Source organism: Rossellomorea sp. KS-H15a (genome assembly GCF_024195245.1).
In the GTDB taxonomy this organism is placed as follows: Bacteria; Bacillota; Bacilli; order Bacillales; family Bacillaceae_B; genus Rossellomorea; species Rossellomorea vietnamensis.
In genome coordinates, this window is record NZ_CP096886.1 from 2,152,375 (window position 1) to 2,173,034 (window position 20,660).

General features: G+C 42.4%; 22 protein-coding genes and 2 riboswitches. Of the genes, 17 read left to right on the plus strand and 5 right to left on the minus strand.

All coding sequences use genetic code 11. The features are described from left to right. The first annotated feature begins 37 nt into the window (after positions 1-37). The 3 genes from M1J35_RS11040 to M1J35_RS11050 all read left to right on the plus strand — a co-directional run bounded on the left by M1J35_RS11040 (position 38) and on the right by M1J35_RS11050 (position 3,413). Positions 38-2,191, plus strand: coding sequence for a PAS domain S-box protein (locus M1J35_RS11040; protein WP_224520397.1), 2,154 nt, complete (start codon positions 38-40; stop codon positions 2,189-2,191). Between the two features lie 14 nt (positions 2,192-2,205). Continuing rightward, the gene (locus M1J35_RS11045; protein ID WP_224520396.1) at positions 2,206-2,661 is read left to right on the plus strand and encodes a methylated-DNA--[protein]-cysteine S-methyltransferase; all 456 of its coding nucleotides are present in this window, start codon (positions 2,206-2,208) and stop codon (positions 2,659-2,661) included. Between the two features lie 158 nt (positions 2,662-2,819). Next, entirely contained in the window at positions 2,820-3,413 is a 594-nt protein-coding gene (locus M1J35_RS11050) for a DUF2087 domain-containing protein (RefSeq protein ID WP_254653630.1), read from the plus strand. A gap of 41 nt (positions 3,414-3,454) precedes the next feature. Here M1J35_RS11050 and mtnA read toward each other — a convergent pair whose 3' ends face one another. From mtnA to M1J35_RS11065, 3 genes are all read right to left on the minus strand, one after another. Further along, a complete protein-coding gene (mtnA, locus tag M1J35_RS11055) occupies positions 3,455-4,507 on the minus strand; it encodes an S-methyl-5-thioribose-1-phosphate isomerase (protein ID WP_254653631.1) in 1,053 nt (350 codons plus the stop codon). A 15-nt stretch (positions 4,508-4,522) separates the two neighbouring features. After that, entirely contained in the window at positions 4,523-5,707 is a 1,185-nt protein-coding gene (gene mtnK, locus M1J35_RS11060) for an S-methyl-5-thioribose kinase (protein ID WP_254653632.1), read from the minus strand. 116 nt (positions 5,708-5,823) lie between these two features. After that, a riboswitch (SAM riboswitch) is annotated at positions 5,824-5,979 on the minus strand. Between the two features lie 95 nt (positions 5,980-6,074). After that, positions 6,075-6,857, minus strand: a complete 783-nt coding sequence (locus M1J35_RS11065) for a carbon-nitrogen family hydrolase (protein ID WP_254653633.1) — start codon at positions 6,855-6,857, stop codon at positions 6,075-6,077. 121 nt (positions 6,858-6,978) lie between these two features. Here M1J35_RS11065 and M1J35_RS11070 point away from each other — a divergent pair, with 121 nt between their 5' ends. The 10 genes from M1J35_RS11070 to M1J35_RS11115 all read left to right on the plus strand — a co-directional run bounded on the left by M1J35_RS11070 (position 6,979) and on the right by M1J35_RS11115 (position 16,476). Continuing rightward, complete coding sequence (locus tag M1J35_RS11070) at positions 6,979-8,163, plus strand: pyridoxal phosphate-dependent aminotransferase (RefSeq protein WP_224520391.1); 1,185 nt, start codon at positions 6,979-6,981, stop codon at positions 8,161-8,163. 48 nt (positions 8,164-8,211) lie between these two features. Next, positions 8,212-8,314, plus strand: a riboswitch (SAM riboswitch). 106 nt (positions 8,315-8,420) lie between these two features. Continuing rightward, positions 8,421-9,632 (plus strand): 2,3-diketo-5-methylthiopentyl-1-phosphate enolase, encoded by a 1,212-nt coding sequence (locus M1J35_RS11075; protein WP_254653634.1) that lies wholly within the window; start codon positions 8,421-8,423, stop codon positions 9,630-9,632. Beyond that, complete coding sequence (locus M1J35_RS11080) at positions 9,632-10,291, plus strand: 2-hydroxy-3-keto-5-methylthiopentenyl-1-phosphate phosphatase (protein WP_254653635.1); 660 nt, start codon at positions 9,632-9,634, stop codon at positions 10,289-10,291. The genes M1J35_RS11075 and M1J35_RS11080 overlap by 1 nt, the downstream gene beginning before the upstream one ends. Then, a complete protein-coding gene (locus M1J35_RS11085; protein ID WP_254653636.1) occupies positions 10,288-10,935 on the plus strand; it encodes a methylthioribulose 1-phosphate dehydratase in 648 nt (215 codons plus the stop codon). The genes M1J35_RS11080 and M1J35_RS11085 overlap by 4 nt, the downstream gene beginning before the upstream one ends. After that, positions 10,932-11,444: a 1,2-dihydroxy-3-keto-5-methylthiopentene dioxygenase gene (locus M1J35_RS11090; protein WP_159361788.1), complete on the plus strand. Its 513-nt coding sequence runs from the start codon at positions 10,932-10,934 to the stop codon at positions 11,442-11,444. The genes M1J35_RS11085 and M1J35_RS11090 overlap by 4 nt, the downstream gene beginning before the upstream one ends. A 204-nt stretch (positions 11,445-11,648) precedes the next feature. Continuing rightward, positions 11,649-11,894: an aspartyl-phosphate phosphatase Spo0E family protein gene (locus M1J35_RS11095; protein ID WP_254653637.1), complete on the plus strand. Its 246-nt coding sequence runs from the start codon at positions 11,649-11,651 to the stop codon at positions 11,892-11,894. Positions 11,895-12,127: 233 nt separating this feature from the next. Then, positions 12,128-12,586 carry a MarR family winged helix-turn-helix transcriptional regulator gene (locus M1J35_RS11100; protein ID WP_371928730.1) on the plus strand — a complete coding sequence of 153 codons (459 nt, stop codon included), beginning with the start codon at positions 12,128-12,130 and terminating at the stop codon, positions 12,584-12,586. An 849-nt stretch (positions 12,587-13,435) separates the two neighbouring features. Continuing rightward, positions 13,436-15,130 carry a M3 family oligoendopeptidase gene (locus M1J35_RS11105; RefSeq protein ID WP_254653638.1) on the plus strand — a complete coding sequence of 565 codons (1,695 nt, stop codon included), beginning with the start codon at positions 13,436-13,438 and terminating at the stop codon, positions 15,128-15,130. Positions 15,131-15,254: 124 nt separating this feature from the next. Further along, positions 15,255-16,286 carry a YkvI family membrane protein gene (locus tag M1J35_RS11110; RefSeq protein ID WP_224520385.1) on the plus strand — a complete coding sequence of 344 codons (1,032 nt, stop codon included), beginning with the start codon at positions 15,255-15,257 and terminating at the stop codon, positions 16,284-16,286. A gap of 70 nt (positions 16,287-16,356) precedes the next feature. Then, on the plus strand, positions 16,357-16,476 hold the full coding sequence (locus M1J35_RS11115; protein ID WP_219169248.1) for a DUF6254 family protein: 120 nt from the start codon (positions 16,357-16,359) through the stop codon (positions 16,474-16,476). Positions 16,477-16,516: 40 nt separating this feature from the next. On the opposite strand, the gene M1J35_RS11120 is transcribed toward M1J35_RS11115, so the two are convergent. Together M1J35_RS11120 and M1J35_RS11125 are read right to left on the minus strand one after the other, a co-directional pair. After that, on the minus strand, positions 16,517-17,902 hold the full coding sequence (locus tag M1J35_RS11120; protein WP_254653639.1) for a DUF2254 domain-containing protein: 1,386 nt from the start codon (positions 17,900-17,902) through the stop codon (positions 16,517-16,519). 133 nt (positions 17,903-18,035) lie between these two features. Then, positions 18,036-18,215 (minus strand): YkvS family protein, encoded by a 180-nt coding sequence (locus M1J35_RS11125; RefSeq protein ID WP_034756175.1) that lies wholly within the window; start codon positions 18,213-18,215, stop codon positions 18,036-18,038. Between the two features lie 166 nt (positions 18,216-18,381). Between M1J35_RS11125 and M1J35_RS11130 the strand changes: the two genes are divergently transcribed. The 4 genes from M1J35_RS11130 to M1J35_RS11145 all read left to right on the plus strand — a co-directional run bounded on the left by M1J35_RS11130 (position 18,382) and on the right by M1J35_RS11145 (position 20,520). Continuing rightward, a complete protein-coding gene (locus M1J35_RS11130; protein WP_224520383.1) occupies positions 18,382-18,576 on the plus strand; it encodes a hypothetical protein in 195 nt (64 codons plus the stop codon). 195 nt (positions 18,577-18,771) lie between these two features. After that, positions 18,772-19,362, plus strand: coding sequence for a cell wall hydrolase (locus M1J35_RS11135; protein WP_254653640.1), 591 nt, complete (start codon positions 18,772-18,774; stop codon positions 19,360-19,362). Positions 19,363-19,460: 98 nt separating this feature from the next. Further along, a complete protein-coding gene (locus M1J35_RS11140; protein ID WP_034756166.1) occupies positions 19,461-19,640 on the plus strand; it encodes an aspartyl-phosphate phosphatase Spo0E family protein in 180 nt (59 codons plus the stop codon). Between the two features lie 142 nt (positions 19,641-19,782). Next, positions 19,783-20,520: an SDR family NAD(P)-dependent oxidoreductase gene (locus M1J35_RS11145; RefSeq protein WP_224520380.1), complete on the plus strand. Its 738-nt coding sequence runs from the start codon at positions 19,783-19,785 to the stop codon at positions 20,518-20,520. The last annotated feature ends 140 nt before the right edge of the window (positions 20,521-20,660 follow it).

Genomic DNA, 20,660 nt, shown 5'->3' on the forward strand with positions numbered 1-20,660 from the left:
CAATGGTCGTCTTTTAATTTAGTAGGGGGATGAGGAAATGACTAATAGTAGTAATGTGAAGGAAGAGCAAAATAGGGATTTATGTCATCCCGTCGATAGGGAAATTTGCTCAGCTTCACCCATGCCGATGCTTGTGATCAATAAAGAGTTGAAAATCGTTTATGCCAACCCCGAAGCATATGAAACCCTGGAGTCAAATGATGAGAATGTTGTAGGGAAGCTCTTCAGCACGTTTTTCTCTTCAGTGCCCGCGCCCATAGTTGCCCATTATAAGGAAGTAATGGAAACGGGAAAAACCTTGGAAGACGAAACCCTGATGAATGTAAATGAGAAGAAAATCATCCACGTCGAACTTTTGCTGAAAAAATCGACCATTTCACCTAATGCATATTTATATTTTAAGGATGTAACGGAACTGAAGGAGAAGGAGCGCAAAGATCATTTAAATGTACACTTACTATCGAACATTTTCCAGAATGCTTCAGAGGGGATCGTGCTATTCGATATTGATGGAAATATCAATGATGTGAATCATGCATTCAGTTTGCAAGTGGGACTCGATAAGGATGAGATCACCAAGAGGAATATCAGTTCCTTCATTCCCGAGAATGCCCATTATAAGGTTGAAAAAATCAAAGAATTGATTTCTCAAAATAAAAAAGCCCGTGGTGAAATTCCAATCAAGAAATCACAAAGTATTTCAATCGTGGAATTTACGACAAGTCCATACGTCCATCATAAACTCCACATGGCCATTCTCAGAGATGTAACGGAAAAAAGGCAGATGGAGATCCAGCTGAAGCGTAATGAGGAATTGTTCAAAGGGTTGTTTGAAGAAGCGATAGATGCCATTGTCTTATGGGATCAGGACGGAAGGGTCCTTAAAGCGAACTCTTCAGCACTGAAGATATTTGAATGCACACTTTCCGAGCTCCTCTCAAAAAAAATCAGGGATTTCGTTTATCCCTTGGAAAGCCAGAAGTTTGATTTGGTCATGGAACAATTATATAGAAGCGGGGCTGTAAGGGATGAGGTGTTGTTCCTCATGCCGAACAATCAGCTCAAACATTTGGAATTCACGTCCAAGCTTCATTCCGTGGATGGTTATAATATGACCATATTCCGTAATGTCAGTGAACGATATCAAATGGAGAAGGAACTGCGTGAGAGTGAGGAAAGGTTCCGGAAGATATTCGAAGGATCATTGGACGGACTGCTTTTGACCAATCACAATTATGTCGTCGTTGATTCGAATCCTGAAGTGAGTAACATCATTAAGTTGGATAAAGATCAGCTCATTGGTAAAGATGTACGTGAGATATTGAATATTGAGCCGGGTGAGGAAGCCTATGAGGATTATCTGCATCAATTGAAGGATGAAGGTCAGGCAACGTTTTTAAAAACGCTGACATCCTCCAAGGACAGGGTTCAATACGTTGAATTATCGTCGAAATACAATTTGCTCTCTAATCTGAATTTAACCATCATCCGGGACATCACAGATCAAATCGAGATGCAGGAACAACTGAGGAAGTCTGACACATTAAGTGTGGTAGGGGAGCTTGCGGCAGGGATCGCGCATGAAATCAGAAACCCGATGACGGCGCTTAAAGGATTCATCCAACTGCTTGAGAACAGCGTCGGAAAGGATCATGAGATGTACTTTAATGTGATCACTTCTGAATTCCAGCGTATTGAGTCAATCATCACGGAGTTTCTCGTGTTGGCCAAACCTCAGGCGATCCAATACCAGGAAACGAATTTAATCAGGATCATGAAGGATACGGTGGAATTGCTGAGTGCACAGGCTGTCATGCATAATGTTCAGTATGAGGAAAGGTATCAGGAAGACCTCCCGACCATAGTAGCTGAACCCAATCAGTTAAAACAGGTATTCATCAATGTCATTAAGAATGCAATTGAAGTCATGTCGGATGGAGGGGTGATTTCCATCAGCATCGGGGAGACCGAGGACGGGTTGATTCATATCGAAATTAAAGACCAGGGAGGCGGAATCTCAAAGGATAAAATCAAGAAGCTCGGCGAACCTTTTTATACAACAAAAGAAAGAGGGACTGGACTTGGGCTTATGGTAAGCTTTAAGATTATTAAAGAACATAAAGGCAGCGTCCAGGTTGAAAGCATCGTTGGAGAAGGAACCGTTTTCCATATCTATCTGCCTAAATCATAAAGGAGTCCTGTAATATGACCATTCATACGATTGTAATCGACAGCCCCATCGGGAATCTAAAGCTTACGGCCGATTCGACTCAATTGCTTTCTGTGCAGTTCGTGGAGGAAGAAGCGTCCATCGAAACGGATCATCCCATTTTGATTAGAGCAAAGGAACAGATACTGGAGTTTTTTAAGGGTGATAGAAGAGCATTTGATCTTCCTTTGAAAATCGAAGGGACCGAGTTCCAAAAAGAAGTATGGAATATCCTCAAGGAAATACCCTATGGCGAAACCTGGTCGTATCAGGATGTAGCACAAGCCATTCAAAGACCGAAAGCAGTCCGGGCTGTGGGGCAGGCGAATAAAGCCAACCGTTTTCCCGTCATCATCCCTTGCCACCGTGTCATTGGGAAAAATAAGACACTCACCGGTTATGCAGGAAAGCAGATAGACAAAAAAGAAACGTTACTCTCATTAGAACAATAACAGGAACAGGCATTTTCCATGTGGAGAATGCCTGTTTTTGGTTTTGGCGACACGAAACGGTCATGCAGGGGAAAATTCTGAAAATAACAGTTGATGATTTGTTCTATTTAGATTATCATCTAATTAGATGATAATCTAAATAGGTAGGAGGTGGAACGGTGCAATTAAGCAAACAGATCGCGTTTCATAAAACGATGGGGGACGCGACCCGCATCAAGATCGTTTATTTATTGGCAGAAGAGAGTTTGCACGTGGGGGCCATAGCAGGAAAGCTTGGACTTACTGCGCCAACGATCTCCCATCATTTGACGAAACTGAAAGAGTGCAACCTTGTTTATTCACGGAAAGAGAAGAACACGGTTTACTACCATTTGAATAAAAAAGTATTAAGTCATCACGGGGACGTTCTGCACAGGTTTGCTCAAGAAGAGAAAGGGGACAGGACAATGTCAGAGAAGTTAGTGAAGGAAAAACAGAAGGTGAAGAACAATTTTCTGGAGAAAAATGGACGGATCAAAAGTATTCCCGCCCAACAAAAGAAAAAACTATTCATTCTTGAACACCTCGTGGAAGGTCTGAAGGTGGGGGAAAAGTATAAGGAAAAAGAGCTGAATGAGTACATTCTACAATTCCATGAAGATTTCGCCACCTTGAGGAGAGAGTTCATCATCCATCAGTTCATGTATCGGGAAAACGGCATTTATGAGGTGAATCCGAAGGAAATGTGGGCATCTACAAAACTAGCAGAATGAAAAATGAAAGAGAAGGGTGAATTCCTTCTCTTTCAATCTATTTATGCCTGATTTATAATCCGTTGAATGCTTTCTTGAAAACGTGGATACAGCACACCTTTTTCGGTGATGATGCCGGTAATCAATTCATGGGAAGTCACATCAAAAGCGGGATTATAAACATGAATGTTTTCGGGTGCGATCATAGAGCCACCCATCATCGTGATTTCGTCTGGCCCTCTTTCTTCAATCGGGATATCGTCACCTGTTCTCGAGGTGAGATCGAATGTAGAAGAAGGAGCAGCCACGTAGAATGGTATATTGTAATGATGGCATAGGATTGCAAGCATGGACGTACCGATTTTGTTCGCGGTATCCCCGTTCGCAGAAATCCGGTCGGCTCCGACAATCACAGCTTCCACACCTTTCTCCTTTATTGTATGAGCGGCCATGCTGTCAGTAATGAGGGTCACGTCGACTCCTGATTGCTGAAGCTCCCAGGCAGTGAGTCGGGCGCCCTGAAGGACAGGGCGTGTCTCACAGGCGAATACTTGGAACCCTATTCCCCTTTCCCTGCCTAGGTGAAAGGGGGCAAGTGCCGTTCCATATTTACCCGTGGCAATGGATCCCGCATTACAGATGGTCATGATCTTCCTCTTGTCATCCAATGCATCCAATGCGTGTTCACCGATCATCCTGCATATTTCCTCATCCTCCGTATGGATCTGAATGGCAGAATGAAGCAGATTGGTCTTGGCTTCATTCACGGATTGTGCATGGGCAAGAACTTGTTCCAACCGATTCAATGCCCAGAACAGATTGACTGCCGTCGGCCTTGAATCAGCGAGGTATTCTTTATCCTTCCTGAAAAGGTGATTGAATTCTGTCAGATTGTCTGTTTCATAATGAGAAGCAGCATGTGCCAATCCATAGGCGGCTGTGATCCCGATCGCCGGGGCGCCTCGCACTTTAAGCGAAACGATGGCTTCATAATAGTCTGTAATGTCCGTTAGCGTCAAATATTCCACAGTGTTCGGCAGCTTTTGTTGATTAAGAATCAGTAAATGATCTTCATGCCACTCGAGTGAAGTTGGAATGGTCGGTGTATGTGTCATGAGTATCTCCTTTAATTATTCAGAATGTGACCGTACTAAAGTCAGAAGCTCTTCAATGGAAAGAATGTGTTTCCGATTTACAATCAATTTCTTTCCGAGGTTGAGGCATGCTCGTTTTGCCTTTAATCTTTGTTCTTTATCTTCGATGCTCTCGAGGTCTTCCACATGTGCAAGACCGATTGTCCTTCTTATACACTCGCATCCTGCAAAACCGATGCTGTCCTGAAAACTCTTCTCCAATACATACTCAAGGTACCCATTCACCTTCGTATAGGCGTCACCACTTTCCTTCCAATGTCTGGAGAAAGTAGCAGAGAAGACGTTCCAAGTATTTTCGATATGGTGGAGGATGAATTCCTTTTCACCTGGATTCGCGATCACTTGGAAAATAAGATTGGCAATAAACTGACCGATATCGAAACCGATCGGCCCATAAAAAGCAAATTCCGGGTCAATGACTTTGGTGTGTTCGTCATCCACAAAGATGCTGCCTGTATGGAGATCTCCATGAAGCAGGGCTTCCCCTTCGGTAAGGAAGCTTTTTTTAAGTTTTGCGACCTCGAGTTTTACAGTGAAATCATCCCATAATTGCTGGACATCCCCGGATAATTCCTCCTCAAACTCATTCGTTTCACTGTTGAAAAAAGGATCCGTGAATACTAGGTCCTCCGTGATTTTGCATAGCTCAGGATTAGAAAATTCTTTCACATATTCTTTTTTCTTAAATGGATGAAGGGCATAATCAGAGGTGAAGTACAGTGTATTTGCAAGAAATGTACCAATGTCGTCTGATAGCTTTGGATACTTATTCCCATTGAGCAGGCCGGTACGTGCGATGGTGAGGTTGCTTAAATCCTCCATCACTGTGACGGCAAGGGATGGATCAGAATGATACACTTCCGGTACGAGATCGCCTACAAATGACCGCTGAAGGTGTAAGGCACCCGCTTCAATCCTTGCCCTTTCGATCGTAAGTGGCCAGCTTTCACCTACAACCTTTGCATAGGGGAGGGCTTGCTTGATGATGATTCCTTTACCTGAATTCCTTTCAACTACATGAAAAACGAGATTAAGGTTCCCATCCCCGATTTCTTCACAAGTTAAAAGTGAACCGTCTTCAAATATTCCTACATTCACGGCTATAGCGATGGCCGACTGTTCCGTTAGTGGTTGGTACGTATTGAGCTTAGTGATTGCCATTTTCGTTCCTCCTTTTAGTGCACCTTATGAAAAATGGGTGTTAGGGAGGCTTTTCCGCAGCATAAGAAAAGCCTCTTTCCATGTTCGAAAGAGGCTTGAAGAGTCATCTTCTTCGCCTCTTATCTCCCAGAAAGATGATCTTTCTGTTGGAATTAGCACCGTGCCTTACTGGATTGATCATCCGGCGCATACAGCGCCCCGTTTTACAACGGTATTATGGTCGGTTGCTGGGCTTCATAGGGCCAAATCCCTCAGCCAGCTCTTGATAAGAGTTGCGTATGTCCTATTTAATTAAAATTCTGAATGTTCATTTGAATTGAATGGTACCATTGAAGTATTTTCCATGTCAACGGTTTTTTAATATCTTCTAATAAAAATTTGGTCTCCGGTCTTGAAAGATCGGAATTTGTTTACGGACCTTTTCTACTTCCTGCAAATTGATTTCAGCAGTGACCAACTGTTCACTTTGGGTTCCTTTTGCAAGGATTTCCCCCCATGGATTGATGATAAGGGAGGAGCCGCCAAATTCATTGTCAGGGTCACTCCCCACACGGTTGCATGCAATCACAAAGCATTGATTTTCAATCGCACGTGCCCTTAAGAGGGTCTCCCAGTGATCCATTCTGGCAGCCGGCCATTCAGCCACCACAAAGACAATCTTCGCTCCCATCATGACATGTTTCCTGAACCATTCAGGGAAACGGATGTCGTAACATATGAGTCCTGCCATCATCGTATCATCAAGAGAGAACGCCCCGTCTTCCTCTCCGGGAAGTAGGTAATGATGTTCATTCATTAGTTTGAATAAGTGAAGCTTTGAATACCGTTTCACCAACTCGCCATATGCATCAGCCACCAATAGTGTATTTCTAACTCCATCTGTTGATTTATTGGCAACAGAGCCTCCTATGATGTGAATGGAATATTTTTTTGACAGGGAAGTCAGGAAGGAGGAAGAATCTTCGGCTCCCTCATCTGCGATCTCATCTATCCGTGTAAGATCATAACCTGTCGTCCAGAGTTCAGGAAGAACGACGACACCGCATCCCTCCTCCTTTGCTTTTTTGACCCACTGTTCCACTCTCATCTTGTTTTCTTCAGGATTCCCAAACACAATATCCATCTGGGCGAGACCCACCTTTTGAATCATTACCTTCACCTCGGTATGTACTTTTTGTCATTTATTCCTTTACATTCTTTATGTTCCGTTATATCATTTGTGACTAGAATTTGAAAGTAATTAATTTTCAAAAAAATGAGTGGGTGAATGTATGAAACACTTTGAAAAAGCAAAACGCTTGGAATCATTACCTGAACAATTTTTCGCTTCCCTTGCAGGAACTGTGAATGCTGTTGTGAATGAGGGGCATGATGTCATTAATTTGGGACAGGGAAATCCAGATCAGCCGACCCCTCCACATATTGTGGAAAAACTAACAGAAGCGGCTCAATCTCCTTCTAACCATAAATATCCTCCATTTCGTGGTTTATCGAGCTTTAAGGAGGCGATTGCAGCTTTCTATTTGCGGGAATACGGTGTGGAGATAGATCCCGAAACCGAAGTAGCGGTTCTCTTTGGAGGAAAAGCAGGTTTGGTGGAGATCCCTCAATGTTTATTGAACCCCGGGGATGGAGTATTTGTCCCGGATCCAGGTTATCCGGATTATGTATCGGGGGTCGCATTGGCAGAAGCCAGTATGATCAAGATGCCGTTGAAAGAGGAGAATGGGTTTCTTCCGGACTATCGTGTCCATTCCCGTGAAGAATGGGAAAGGGCGAAATTAATGTTCCTCAATTACCCCAATAATCCAACGGGTGCTACCGCCACAAAATCCTTTTTCGAGGACACGGTGGAACTTGCTTCAAAGCATGATATTTGTGTGGTGCACGACTTTGCTTACGGGGCGATCGGTTTCGATGGACAGAAGCCTTTGAGCTTTCTTGAGACGGATGGTGCAAAGGATGTCGGGATTGAGATATATACATTATCGAAAACCTATAATATGGCAGGCTGGAGAGTCGGTTTTGCCGTTGGGAATAAGAGTGTCATTGAAGCGATCAATCTCCTCCAGGATCACCTTTACGTAAGCCTGTTCGGCGCGATTCAAGAAGCAGCCACTACGGCTTTACTGAGTTCCCAGGATTGCGTAACGGAACTGGTTGCCACATATGAAGAACGAAGACAACTCCTGATCTCGGGTCTACAGGGAATTGGGTGGGATGTAAAAGCCCCACAAGGTTCCTTCTTTGCCTGGCTTAAGGTGCCGGAAGGGTTCACATCTGTTGAGTTCTCAACCTATTTACTTGAAAAAATCAAAGTGGCCGTTGCTCCTGGTGTAGGATTTGGAGAATATGGAGAAGGGTATGTACGGGTCGGTCTTTTAACGACAAATGAACGGATAAAAGAGGCGATTTCCCGTATAGAAAGTTTAGAATTATTTCACAAAAGGGATTGACATATGCTGAAATTGGTGCAATAATCCAACTGAATTAATATAATGAAATTCTTATCAAGAGCAGGCGGAGGGACCAGCCCGATGAAGCCCGGCAACCGACTTATTTAAGCACGGTGCTAATTCTTGCAGCTATACAGCTGACAGATAAGAAAGAGTGCCGAATGTAAACCTCTTCTTATCTGGAAGAGGTTTTTTTGTTTGCCGGCATGATGAAATCAAGACGCGGAAAAGAGCTTTTACATAGGGAGGTAATATGAATGAGCGAAGTGATTGCAACATATCGACTAAAGGGAAAGAGTGGTTCATACGAGAAAAAGGCAGAAGGGATTGCTTTGGGACTCACGGTCGGATCATGGACGGACCTGCCGCTACTGGAACAGGAACAATTAAGAAAATACAAGGGGAGAGTCGTTTCTGTGGAAGAGAGGGAGGACGAAGGCTCCTGGGGTGAGGTGAAGATTGGGTATCCCGGTCATAATTATTCCAATGATATTCCGGCTATCCTTACAACGGTATTCGGCAAACTTTCTCTCGATGGTGAAGTGAAATTACTGGATCTGGAGTTCTCAGAAGACTTAAAAAAGTCATTTCCCGGTCCACGTTTTGGGATAGAGGGCATCAGGGAATTAACAGGGGTTCATGGTCGACCGCTGTTAATGAGCATATTCAAAGGGGTGATCGGCAGGGATCTCACGTTCCTTGAAAATCAGTTAAGAGCTCAGGCCCTCGGCGGAGTCAATGTCGTAAAAGATGATGAAATATTATTTGATAATTCCTTGACTCCATTTTTTGAAAGAGTGAGATTAGGAAAAAAAGTGTTGCACAATGTCTTTGAAGAAACGGGTAAGAGAACCTTGTATGCCATAAATCTGACAGGGAAAACCTCACAGTTACGGGACAAGGCAAGAAAAGCCAGGGAGCTTGGGGCAGATGCTCTTTTATTCAATGTATTTTCCTACGGTCTCGATGTTCTGCAGGAATTGAGGGAGGACCCTGAGATTTCATTGCCGATCATGGCTCATCCTGCCTTTGCCGGGGCTGTTGCAGCGTCTCCAGTATATGGAGTGAGCTACTCTTTATGGTTGGGTAAATTATTGCGGATGGCCGGGGCTGATTTTTCATTATTTCCATCTCCGTACGGTAGTGTGGCACTAGAGAAGGACAACGTCCTATCCATAAGCCATGAATTAACAAAGAATGACGAACATTTGAAGAGAACATTGCCAGTTCCATCAGCAGGCATACACCCGGCTCTTGTACCCCTTTTGGTAAAAGATTTCGGGACAGATTGTGTCATCAATGCCGGAGGAGGCATTCACGGTCACCCGGACGGTGCAAGTGGGGGAGGAAGGGCATTTGGCCAAGCGATCGATGCTGTTTTAGACGGAAGGTCACTCCAGGAAGCAGCCGAAACCTATGAAGAACTGAAGAAAGCCCTGTCCCTATGGGGAGGGGAGGTAAAGGTGTAATGAGTCTTCCAGTGATATTCTGTGATTTTGATGGGACGATCACAGAAACAGATAATATCATTTCTTTGATGAAAGCCTTTGCCCCACCGGAATGGGAGCCTGTAAAAGAGGACATTTTAAGCCACTCGATCTCGATCAAAGAAGGGGTAAGCAAGTTGTTCTCACTCATTCCTTCTTCAAAGAAAGACGAGATGATTCAGTATTTGATGGAAACAGCGGTTATTCGTGAAGGCTTCAAGGAATTCGTGGACTATACAAAAGTCAATGAGATTCCCCTGTATATTGTGAGTGGGGGAATAGACTTCTTCGTTCACCCGTTACTGAAAGAATTCGGGCCTTTTAAGGCTGTATATTGTAACGAAGCGATCTTTAACGATTCGAACATAACCATTCATTGGCCATATCCATGTGACGTGCACTGTGAAAACAAAGGATGTGGATGCTGTAAGCCTTCCATTCTGAGGGCATTATCCCTGGAAGATCATGAGGTGATTGTAATAGGGGACTCTGTTACAGACATTGAGATGGCGAAGCTTGGCGATACAGTACTCGCAAGGGACTATCTCGCACGTACGTGTGAAGAAAAGGAAATCCCGTATCATCCTTTTGAAACATTTCACGATTGCATAAATGTGATAGAAAAAGGAGTGACAATATGAAGTCGTATCAATCCGAATGGGAAGAGCTCGCTGATATCAAAAGAGAATTGGCGGAGAGGGACTGGTTTATGGGAACCAGTGGGAATCTGGCGATACGAGTGGAATCATCGCCTGTATCTTTCCTGGTTACAGCAAGTGGAAAGGATAAGCGAAAGCACACGAAAGAGGACTTCCTCCTTGTGAATGCACAGGGTGAGGCCTTGGAGGAAACCCAACTGCGTCCCTCAGCCGAAACCCTTCTCCACAGTCACATATTCAATGGGAGTTCAGCGGGATGCAGCTTGCATGTCCATACTGTTGCCAACAATGTGATCAGTGAACTGTATGGGGATGAAGGTGTCATCACATTCAGAAACCAGGAACTGATTAAAGCCTGGGACAAATGGGATGAACATGATTCCCTCTCGATACCCATCATCCATAATCATGCGCATATCCCAACCTTGGCGGATTCCTTCCTTCCTTTCATTAATGGAGATAAAGGGGCCGTACTCATTCGCAATCATGGAATTAGCGTTTGGGGACGTACAGGATTTGAAGCTAAGAAACTATTGGAAGCGTGTGAGTTTCTGTTCCAATATCACCTTACATTATTATCATTAACAACTTCGAAATCTATTTCCAAGGGAGGAGTAAAATTATGACAACGATACACATTCAGGGGAAAAATCAGATCATCGATCACCAGGAAGAGGTAGTAAATTATTTAAATGACCAAGGGGTGATCTACGAACATTGGAACATGGATAAACTGGACGAATCACTGAGGGACCGATTCGCTTTAACCGATGAGGATAAAGAGGCCATTCTCTCCACCTTTAAAGAGGAGATTGAAGATATTTCAGCTCGCAGAGGGTATCAGGCAAGGGATGTGATTTCCCTTTCCGAAAGCACTCCAAATCTTGAAGAGCTATTAAAGAATTTCCAACAGGAGCATCATCATACGGATGATGAAGTCCGATTTATAGTAAGTGGACATGGCGTTTTCGTCATTCAAGGGAAGGACGGGGATTTCTTTGAGGTACACCTGAATCCCGGTGACTTAATTTCCGTGCCTGAAAACATCCGCCACTATTTCACTTTAAGTGATGATAAGCAGGTAGTGGCCGTTCGCATTTTCGTCACCCAGGAAGGTTGGGTACCAATCTATTAATCATCCATCAGGATAGACAAAGAATCTTTTCTTTTGTCTATCCTTTTTTTGCACGTTTGGCGAAAAATGTCTAATTCAGCAATAATACTAGTTATTTTGTCTTGTTTTGCGAATCTATTTACTTTTCTGATAATACTTGCGATAATGCTCAAGTAATGATTTTACTTTAAATAGACTAGGAGCTAAAAAAGGAGTTTAGTAGAAATGGGTCGTTTATTAAAACAGAAGTGGCTATTATTGAAAATCAACCACAAGCGCTCGGAAATGGTATCAATGGGAGTAAACTTAGGATTATGTGCTGAGGAAACAATCAAATGCAGCCAGCAATTGGATCAGCTGTTGAACGACTATGAAAAGTGCACAAACAATGCTGGATCAGAGCCACTGCACGAATCATCAAGCGAATTAGGGCAATACATTAAGAGTTTATTGAAACGCACTGCTTCTTGACCACTCACCAGGAATTCCCTCATCATTCAGACACATGAGAGAAAGAATCTCCGTTCAATTCCACATTCACATCATACGAACAAAACTAATTTGTCGTTATTTCAAAGGTAAAGGACGGTTCGCCAAAAGCGGGCCGTCCTTTGCTTTTTCCTTCTGCAGAAAGACTCTGACAGTTGACAATGACCAGATATATTTGTATAATGTTTTGAAACTGAGATATATTCTTTAAAGGAATGAATGCCATGACCGAGAAACAAGATACAAAACAATCGTTGAAACTTTTCATTGTCCTTTCCAGAGCTTTTAAAGCGTTAAATGAAGAGATAAATAAGAACATTCAAGAAAATGGTCTGAACCCGACAGAATTTGCCGTGTTGGAGCTTCTATATCATAAGGGAGACCAGCCTTTGCAACAAATTGGAGGAAAGATCCTGCTAGCTTCAGGCAGCATCACATATGTAGTCGATAAGCTTGAAAAAAAGGGATATCTTAAACGCGTTGCCTGTCCAAAGGATCGTCGGGTCACTTACGCCCAGATTACTGAAAATGGCCGAGGGTTGATCGATGATATTTTCCCGAACCATGAGAACCGGATACACGAATTGATGTCTGCCTTGTCTCCCGACGAAAAGGAAGAAACCATTCAAATGCTGAAAAAGCTTGGACTATCCATCAAAGATCTTTCATACTAGGCCACATCAATCTGCCCTGTCTATTATAGACGGGGCTTTTATTTTTTAAGGTTGGTACATTTTCAAATTTCTTTACTTTAAAGGCGAGCAATCAAGAAATTAAGATTACTTGATACACCGCTGTTGATTTCCGTGCAAGACTTCGCTTTCCTCGGGCGGAAGGCGAGCCTCCTCGTCGCTGACGCTCCTCCGGGGTCTCACCTATTCCGCTTTTCCCGTAGGAGTCTTCGTCTTGCACTCCAATCAACAGCTAGAACATGCTATCTACTAAATATCCTTTAGCAATAATAAAAGGCCCACTTTGACAAAGTAGTTGCTATTCATACACGGACTATAATTTTCGATAGTTCGGTCAATTGTGAGGTGTCGGACAGAATGGGCCATTCAGAACAGGTAAGAAATAGTATTTACATAATTAGGTGTAATCTGTCGCCGAAACAAGTAGAGGAAGAGTAGGTGTATTCAATGGTATAGCACTCTCGACATGATGTGTTCTTGCGAAACACTTACGCTTGGAAAGTTGATTGAAGCGGAAGGTGCTCGACTCCTGCGGGAAACGCTGGACAGGTGAGACCCCGGAAGGCGAAGCCTGAGGAGGCTCACCGCCAGCCCCGCGGAAAGCGAGCACCTGAAGCGGAAATCAACCACTACTCACTACATCAAAAGCAATAGTACATAAGTAAACAGCATAATATAAATCCGAACAACTTCTATTTTAATACTCAACACTTTAGTTCCAGCTCCTTTTTTAAGGAGATATTAATGAAATCGATCCTTATATCAACAGGAGATTCGGGCTATGAAGTCGAATTATTATAATCGGGATGAATTTAAGAGGAGGAACAAGCTATGAAGTTTGAAGAATATACATATGAAAGACCGAATCTGGAAGAGATTAAGCCGGCATTCGAAAAGGTGCTTCAGAAGTTTAAAGCAGCTTCAAATGTTTCGGAACAGATGGAAGCGATCAAGGAAATCAATGAAATCCGACTGACCATCGACACCATGCAGAATATATGCTATATCAGGCATTCCATCGATACAAATGATAGGTTTTACAAAGAAGAGCAGGAGTACATCGATGATATGATGCCTGAGGTTTCCGGCATGGTGACAGAATATTATCAGGAACTGGTGAATTCCCCATATCGGAAGGAATTGGAAGAGAAGTGGGGAACACAGTTGTTTTCTCTGGCAGAGAGTGAAATCAAAACGTTTTCCCCGGAAATTATCACTCTGCTTCAAAAAGAAAATAAGTTGTCTTCACAGTATACGAAACTGATGGCTTCTGCCAAGATCCCATTTGAAGGAGAAGAGAGAACATTGGCCCAAATGGGTCCCTTTACACAATCTGTAAATCGAGGGACAAGGAAAGAGGCAGCCTTTGCCACCCTTTCTTTCTTTGAAGAAAATCAGGAAGAATTAGATCGTTTATTCGATGAGTTAGTGAAAGTCCGTCATACCATAGCGACGACTTTAGGTTATAAGAATTTTGTTGAGTTAGGATATTATCGCATGACGAGAACGGATTATACACCTGATATGGTAAAAACTTTCCGTGATCAGGTGAAGGAGCATATCGTCCCTCTTTCCACAGAGCTGAAAGAAAGACAGGGGAAGCGGATTGGTATCGACTCCATGAAGTTTTATGATGAAGGATTTAAATTCACATCCGGCAATGCATCCCCTAAAGGAGACCCTCAGTGGATCATTGACAATGGTAAGAAAATGTATGAAGAGTTATCACCTGAGACAAAGGAATTCTTTGATTTCATGATCGAACGCAACCTCATGGATTTGGAGGCGAAGAAGGGGAAAGCGGGAGGAGGATATTGCACATATATTGCTGGGCATGAAGCGCCATATATCTTCTCGAATTTCAATGGGACGTCTGGCGATATCGATGTATTGACTCATGAAGCTGGCCATGCCTTCCAAGTATATTCAAGCCGTGGATTCGATATCCCGGAATACATTTGGCCAACGTACGAAGCCTGCGAGATCCACTCCATGAGCATGGAATTCTTCACGTGGCCATGGATGAACTATTTCTTTAAGGAGGATACGGATAAGTATCAATTCTCTCATTTGAGTGAGGCGCTGCAGTTTCTCCCGTACGGTGTAGCAGTGGATGAATTCCAGCATTTTGTGTATGAGAATCCTGAAGCTACACCTGCTGAACGGAACGCAGCCTGGAGAAAGATCGAGAAAGAGTATCTTCCGCATAAAGACTATGATGGGGTGTCGTATTTGGAAAATGGCGGGTTCTGGCAGCGTCAATCCCATATTTACAATTCACCATTCTACTATATTGATTATACGTTAGCTCAAATCTGTGCTTTTCAATTTTGGAAGAAAATGAATGAGGATCGTGAAGGGGCCTGGAATGACTATGTTGCCCTTTGTAAACTGGGAGGAAGCCGTTCATTCACAGCACTGGTGGAAGCGGCCCATCTAGACTCCCCATTCCAGGAGGCAACGGTCGAAAAAGTAATCAAACCAATCAGGCAGTGGTTAAATGGAATCGATGATACAACCCTATAAATGAATTTGGGCAACAGCATTTTATGCGGTTGTTTTTTTTCGTTAATAAAAGAATTCTGTTCTTTTGCTTCTGATTTTCCATGCTTGTACATAAGGTGAAGTAGAAGGTGTCAGAGGTGATGGGATGAAAAGATTGGCTGGATCGTTTCAGATTGCAGCAGTATATGTAGGAACTGTGATAGGAGCCGGATTTGCCACGGGAAGGGAAATTGTCGAGTTTTTCACCCGGTTTGGTTTTGTCGGGTTTATTGCCATATTACTAAGTGGATATTTATTTATTACGATGGGGACCAAGATCATGCTCAAATCCCATGATATTAAAGCGAAGTCATTCGAGGAATTCAATGAATATCTATTTGGCAAATGGTTTTCAAAGATCATGAATATCGTCATGATGATCATGCTGATCGGAGTTTCAGCCGTCATGCTTTCAGGGGCAGGGGCCGTTTTTCAGGAGCAGCTCCTATTATCCAAACAGTTAGGGATTCTGTTGACCATCGCATTGGGTTTTTTAACGATGATGGTAGGGATGAAAGGCTTATTTGCTGTGAATACGTTTGTCGTTCCTCTTATGATTGTCTTCAATCTGCTCCTGATGGTGTATTCCGTTCGCCATGCGGATTTTATGGAAGCATTCCTCATGATCCCTCATGCGGAAGATGGATGGAAATCGGTCGTCGCCCCATTTTCATATGTTGCCTTCAATCTCGCCATGGCACAGGCTGTTCTCGTTCCAGTTGCAGGAGCAGTGAAAGATAGGGAAACCATTAAATATGGGGGATATCTTGGCGGTTTTTTTCTAACACTTATTTTGATCTCCAGTCATATCACCCTTGTCACGATTCCAAATGTAACCCAGTATCAGATTCCCATGGCCGTGGTGATGAAGTCATTCGTATCAGGTTTCTACTTTATCTATATCCTCATTATTTATGGTGAAATTTTCACTTCCGTCATCGGTGGTGTATTCGGCCTCGAAAAACAGCTCGGAAGCTATTGGAAAGGCTCTTCTTTATGGACTTTTACAGGGATTTTCCTGATGATTTATTCTTTGAGCTTCTTTGAGTACAGTGAACTCTTATCCTATTTGTACCCTCTTTTTGGCTATATGAGTTTGTTATTCATTATCCTTCTGTGGATGAAACCGAATAAATAATGTTCAAAAAGAGTAAAAAATGTGTCTGCAGCTCATGTTAATAGAGAGTAAATCAAAAGGAGTGATAAACATGACACAGTCCAAACATGAAAAAGAAAGACAGTGGAATGTAAGAAAAGAGGAGCAGCATCCTCACGGTAAAGTTTCTTCATTCAAAGAGCTCTCAGAAGGAAAGAAAGAAAAGCAATAAAAGGAAAACGGATGCCAAAGGGCATCCGTTTTTCTTTTGGTTATAAGTCTTTTTTATGATGATAAGAGTCATCGGTTTTGTATTGCTCGGGGAAATATTTATTTCGTACTTCATCCTTGTCCCAATTGTCTTTACCACAAGCTGCTGCCAATTCGTCCAAATGTCTCATGATGTACTGCATATCAAGGTCCTGCAGGCTGTCATAGTCGATGCCTTCAAGTATATAATTCTTGAAGGTCCAGACCAGCCGCTTCGTTTCACTGCTGTTGTTTTCACCAATCATTCTAAGGGAACGGAAGATTTCTGCAATGATGGATACATCTTGTTTACCGTAATGCCTTAATTGATAAAAGCTTTTGTATAAATAATCGACAAAGGTTGGCTGTTCTAATATGATACGCAGCTGGTTTTCATCATCTGTCAAATAAGAGCTTGGAAGCTTATGTTTAGCGAGCTTTGACAGGATGATGCCGATTTCTTCAATGCAGTTCTTAGCCGTATTAGGGTCGTTGATGGCCGGGGAAATGGCCCTTAAGGCTATTTCTACTAGCTTCCGGATCCCGAGTTCAATGTCTTCAATCGGCTCTTTATCAGGACCCAAGACTAGATGGTCCAGGTAGTCTTCTGCGTCAATGTCTTTGTTCGTTGACCAAATTGTCATCACGGGGGTCCCTTCAAGTAAGTATTCGCCAGGTGTCTTCACCATCCGTACAATACTCTTGTCCTTTTTGGCCTTTTTAATCATCCCTTCGATATCAATCTGTTGCAGATATCCGGATGCTTCACTGAACACATTGGTCGGATCCGTTTCTTTAAAGAAAGAGTCATTGAATGTAGATGGTACCTCTTGAATGGCATTTCTTCTATATAGGTAGCTGTTATCAATTTTTTTATTGGTTTTAATGGTGATATTGTGGATTAAATTACTTACTTTCACCCAGTTGGAAACATGATGTACGAAATAAACGAAGACAAATAAACAAATAACGGCCACTATGCCGGCAAAAGCCGAGGAAATATATAATTTCTGACCTGATTCATCCTGAAGGAGGACCAGCAGGGTTATGCAGTAGACCACACCGGATACAAAGATGGCAAGCACCCTCTGAGTCGGGCGGTCATTAATGAAATTCTGTAAGGTCCTCGGAGAATACTGGGATAGAAAAGTCGTGAGGACAACCATGATGGTTGAAAAGGTAATGGTCGTCATTGTCATGATGGATGAGGCAATCGTACTGATGATGGTCATGGATAAATTAAAATTAGAGAACAAAACCTTTGGAAATATCGGATAGTTATGCTGACTTAACCACCAATCAAAATAAAAGGTGACAAGAGAAAGAAGCAAAGAGATCAGCGAAAATAAAAATGGCACAAACCAAAAGCTTTTTTGTGCTTTATTCAATATATGTATATTCAGGTTCATAACAGGGTTCCACCTTACGAGACAGTATGCTATCAGAATAACCTCAAAGCTGCCGCCGTAAACCTTTCTATTTTGGTCCTACATCAAAAAAGGAGGAGGAAGTCCTCCACCTATAAGAAAAATATTTTTAGTATTATGCCTCTACGATCTTATAATTTTTATGATTCACCACTGTTTTTTCTTCTAATTCAAGTTCGCGGTAATTCTTCATATAAGTTAAGTCGACGATTACTGAATTTTCATTCACTTTTTCAACGATTCCTTTTAATCCTTCTCTAAATTCAATGACATTCCCGATTTCTGCTTTTTTCATCAAAAGCCGCTCCTTTTTGGCAAATTTCTACAAACAATTACTAATATTTTGACGCAAAGTCATGAAAAGGTAAAGAGTTTTCTAAAAATTGCATATAAAAATTATGTCTTGAGCTCAGTAGCCTTTTGAAACTACAATAGAAGCAGTGAAGATGGAGGTAGTGGATATGAGTGAAACAGAAATTCTTGAACAGCTGCAATCATTGCGTACAAGAGAAGTAGAGGAAATAATGGTATCGAAGGAAGATTTTCTTGCTTTCCGATCTGTGCTGGTAAAACAGGGAGACTTCAAACAGTTCCGTGGGATCGCTAAACAAGGTGGGAATATCCTCTTTCAATACCTTGATACACCAAGAAGTTAAACGAAGTGGAGGAGATCATCCTCTGCTTTTTTTGTTCGCAAATGGACACCGGGTTCTTGTTGTATATAAAACATTATATGAACGGGTTTCTTCATTTAGTATAGAAGCGTGCACCATTGGTGGTAACCATTACCTGCTGAAATTCTCCCCATTCATTGTTATCTTATGAGGGAACGCTATTTGGGAGGTAGAAATATGATCAAGAAGAGCTTTATGTTAGGAATTGCAGCACTTTCTTTTGTTACGTTCTCTACTCAAACATTTGCTGCAGGGGGAGAACACACTGTAGAAAAGGGTGAGTCCCTTTGGGATATCGGTAAAGAGAAATCCGTATCCGTCATTCAATTAAAGGAAGCAAATAATCTGAAATCCAATGAAATCCAACCGGGTCAAACCATCAAAATACCTGATAATAATGTGACAGCAGAAGATCGGGAGCTGCTTGCAAAGCTTGTACATGCTGAAGCAAAAGGTGAGCCATATGCAGGTAAAGTCGCAGTTGCAACCGTCGTATTGAACAGAGTGGACTCTACTGAGTTCCCTGACACTATCAAACATGTAATCTATCAGGTTTCAAATGGACATTATGCCTTTTCGCCTGTACAAAATGGACAAATCAACCAGGCGCCTTCACAGGAAGCAAGGGACGCGGTCCAGGAAGCCCTGGCATTCAGAGGCCAAGGAAAGGGATCACTCTTTTTCTATAATCCAGTGACATCTACAAGTGACTGGATCACGAGCAGGGACACCTTGCTGACAATTGGAAAACACCGTTTCGCAAAGTAAGGTTGATCGAAAATAATAAATGAGCGTTCGGATATCTTTTTTCTTTCCTCTATGTGGGATTAATAGTAAAATAGAGAAAAGAAATAGAGGTGATGTTGATGAATGGGACAATTGTTGCTCAAATTGAGTTGGTACGGTGGAAAATGATAGAGTCAGGCCTTCGTTTAGGGCTGGACAGTCCCACTACAATCCAACTTAGTAAAGAGCTGGATGCCTTGATCAATATTCATCAGCGAAATGATACAAAAAAAACAACTCAAAATAAAATGATTCAATAAATAGAAAAGGGTTAACCTTTGGTAATCTCTCTTATTTTATAAAGAGAATTCCAACCGGGTTAACCCTTTTCTATTAAAAGAGATTGAACCTTCAGGGCGAAGGGTATCCTTCTATATAAACATTTAATGGGAGATGAAGAGAATGAAGAGCAGAATTGTATGTATTACAGGGGGAGCCAGCGGTATAGGGAAAACCCTGGTTGAAGAATTTGCCAGAGAGGGCGCCATGGTTGAATTTATAGATAAGGACGTGGAAAAGGGGAGAGAACATTCCAACAGGCTTAATGCAGAGGGATATACCACGAGATTCCATGAAGCAGATGTCGGTGTCCACGATGAGGTGAAAGGCGTCTTCAATAAAATAAAAGAAGATCATGGGGTGCTGGACGTTCTGATAAATAATGCAGGCGTCTCCAGATTCATGTCCTTCTGGGATATGGAACCTGACGACTGGAACAGCATTCTATCTTCAAACTTAAGCAGCGTATTTTATTGCAGCCGGGAAGCGGCTTCATTAATGAAGAATCAGGGTGGATGCATCATAAATATGGCCTCAACAAGAGCTACTATGTCTGAACCGGATACTGAAGCCTATTCAGCGACAAAAGGAGGCATTGTCAGCCTCACCCATTCTCTGGCCATTACTTTGAGCGAAGTGGGGATCCGCGTCAATTCCATCAGTCCAGGATGGATTCAAACAGAAGATTATGACACCTTGAGAGACATCGACCATAGTCAGCACCCTTCCGGAAGGGTAGGGAAACCTGGAGATATAGCGAGGGCATGCTTATTCCTTGCCCACCCCGATAATGATTTCATCACAGGTGAAAACATCGTGATTGATGGGGGAATGACAAAGAAGATGATGTATGAACATTAACGGTAATAAAACGAACCGTTCACCTATCCTGGTGAAGTGGTTCGTTTTTTTTATGAAAAAGGGATAATTTAACAACGAGTTATGATAGAATAAAAAAAATAATATATTTAGAAAATTTAATCAATATAGTCAATGAGGGG

What these genes read in the sequence shown, in the direction of transcription:
- M1J35_RS11075 (WP_254653634.1), top strand. Translation starts at nt 8,421, where the DNA reads ATGAGCGAAGTGATTGCAACATATCGACTAAAGGGAAAGAGTGGTTCA.
- mtnK (WP_254653632.1), bottom strand. Translation starts at nt 5,707, where the DNA reads ATGGCAATCACTAAGCTCAATACGTACCAACCACTAACGGAACAGTCG.
- M1J35_RS11045 (WP_224520396.1), top strand. Translation starts at nt 2,206, where the DNA reads ATGACCATTCATACGATTGTAATCGACAGCCCCATCGGGAATCTAAAG.
- M1J35_RS11130 (WP_224520383.1), top strand. Translation starts at nt 18,382, where the DNA reads ATGAGTGAAACAGAAATTCTTGAACAGCTGCAATCATTGCGTACAAGA.
- mtnA (WP_254653631.1), bottom strand. Translation starts at nt 4,507, where the DNA reads ATGACACATACACCGACCATTCCAACTTCACTCGAGTGGCATGAAGAT.
- M1J35_RS11100 (WP_371928730.1), top strand. Translation starts at nt 12,128, where the DNA reads ATGAATGCCATGACCGAGAAACAAGATACAAAACAATCGTTGAAACTT.
- M1J35_RS11120 (WP_254653639.1), bottom strand. Translation starts at nt 17,902, where the DNA reads ATGAACCTGAATATACATATATTGAATAAAGCACAAAAAAGCTTTTGG.
- M1J35_RS11145 (WP_224520380.1), top strand. Translation starts at nt 19,783, where the DNA reads ATGAAGAGCAGAATTGTATGTATTACAGGGGGAGCCAGCGGTATAGGG.
- M1J35_RS11080 (WP_254653635.1), top strand. Translation starts at nt 9,632, where the DNA reads ATGAGTCTTCCAGTGATATTCTGTGATTTTGATGGGACGATCACAGAA.
- M1J35_RS11110 (WP_224520385.1), top strand. Translation starts at nt 15,255, where the DNA reads ATGAAAAGATTGGCTGGATCGTTTCAGATTGCAGCAGTATATGTAGGA.
- M1J35_RS11070 (WP_224520391.1), top strand. Translation starts at nt 6,979, where the DNA reads ATGAAACACTTTGAAAAAGCAAAACGCTTGGAATCATTACCTGAACAA.
- M1J35_RS11090 (WP_159361788.1), top strand. Translation starts at nt 10,932, where the DNA reads ATGACAACGATACACATTCAGGGGAAAAATCAGATCATCGATCACCAG.
- M1J35_RS11065 (WP_254653633.1), bottom strand. Translation starts at nt 6,857, where the DNA reads ATGATTCAAAAGGTGGGTCTCGCCCAGATGGATATTGTGTTTGGGAAT.
- M1J35_RS11085 (WP_254653636.1), top strand. Translation starts at nt 10,288, where the DNA reads ATGAAGTCGTATCAATCCGAATGGGAAGAGCTCGCTGATATCAAAAGA.
- M1J35_RS11040 (WP_224520397.1), top strand. Translation starts at nt 38, where the DNA reads ATGACTAATAGTAGTAATGTGAAGGAAGAGCAAAATAGGGATTTATGT.
- M1J35_RS11115 (WP_219169248.1), top strand. Translation starts at nt 16,357, where the DNA reads ATGACACAGTCCAAACATGAAAAAGAAAGACAGTGGAATGTAAGAAAA.
- M1J35_RS11125 (WP_034756175.1), bottom strand. Translation starts at nt 18,215, where the DNA reads ATGAAAAAAGCAGAAATCGGGAATGTCATTGAATTTAGAGAAGGATTA.
- M1J35_RS11135 (WP_254653640.1), top strand. Translation starts at nt 18,772, where the DNA reads ATGATCAAGAAGAGCTTTATGTTAGGAATTGCAGCACTTTCTTTTGTT.
- M1J35_RS11105 (WP_254653638.1), top strand. Translation starts at nt 13,436, where the DNA reads ATGAAGTTTGAAGAATATACATATGAAAGACCGAATCTGGAAGAGATT.
- M1J35_RS11140 (WP_034756166.1), top strand. Translation starts at nt 19,461, where the DNA reads ATGAATGGGACAATTGTTGCTCAAATTGAGTTGGTACGGTGGAAAATG.
- M1J35_RS11095 (WP_254653637.1), top strand. Translation starts at nt 11,649, where the DNA reads ATGGGTCGTTTATTAAAACAGAAGTGGCTATTATTGAAAATCAACCAC.